The organism is Faecalibacillus sp. TM498, assembly GCF_020589955.1.
Classification (GTDB): domain Bacteria; phylum Bacillota_I; class Bacilli_A; order Erysipelotrichales; family Coprobacillaceae; genus Faecalibacillus; species Faecalibacillus intestinalis.
Genome location: NZ_JAJDKB010000130.1, coordinates 1 through 845, shown reverse-complemented (window position 1 = coordinate 845; position 845 = coordinate 1). Strand labels below are relative to the sequence as shown.

General features: G+C 32.8%; 1 protein-coding gene. It reads right to left on the bottom strand.

Translation table 11 applies throughout. From position 1 onward, the window contains the following. A partial coding sequence (locus LJD32_RS14985; RefSeq protein WP_318532684.1) for a thioester domain-containing protein occupies positions 1 to 560 on the bottom strand: 560 nt, incomplete at its 3' end. Between the last annotated feature and the right edge of the window lie 285 nt (positions 561 to 845).

Genomic DNA, 845 nt, shown 5'->3' with positions numbered 1-845 from the left:
AATGAAATGATTCGACGATAGATGTTCATGATATTTGTACCATAATTACTTCCGAATGTTTGGTTGAACAAGTTTTCATCAAAACCTTTCCATTGTCCTGAATAAGCGCCACTTAAAAAGATATGTGTCAAAAGATATTTGATATCATCATTTGTAAGAGGGTCATCTGGACAGATAGCTGTCTTTAGATCTGCATCCGCAGCAAATTCACCATAGGCTGCTGGACCTCCAAAACCATAGTAAAGTAACTTTCTTACGTTTTCATTATTTTCAATGACCTGTGCAGGATATTTACCGCTTGCAGGTGTCTTCTTTTCTGCTTCCAAACAGAAAGCCCATTTGCCATCGTATTTACATGAATACGTTGACCATGAAGCAATGGATGGAATCTTTCTGCCCCACCACTCTGGATACTTGATATTTTTCACTCTTGTAAATTCTTTAGGAACAGATGGATCATAAGCATTTACGACACTCATTCCAAGCGTATTGAAACACATTGAAAATACCATTCCTACTGCTAAAAAAATCTTATATAGTTTAGAAAGTTTATTTTTCATTTTACTTTTTCTCCTGTTATTTATTGTTTGCAATGCAAGTTTCAAACATTGCCCTACTTCTTTTGTTTATTAAATGCAAAAAGGACAATCTTTCGATTGTCCTATGGCTTGAATACCCATTTGTTTAAATACATATATTCCTCCAACAAAAAAGACAGATCATATCGACCTGCCTGCTTATAATATTAAATGGATAAAGAATGAGAGATTTTTATAAAAATTTGTTGGTAATATTTTGAATTTTCAGTAATTATCTATGATAAACTATTTACTTATTCTTTATCC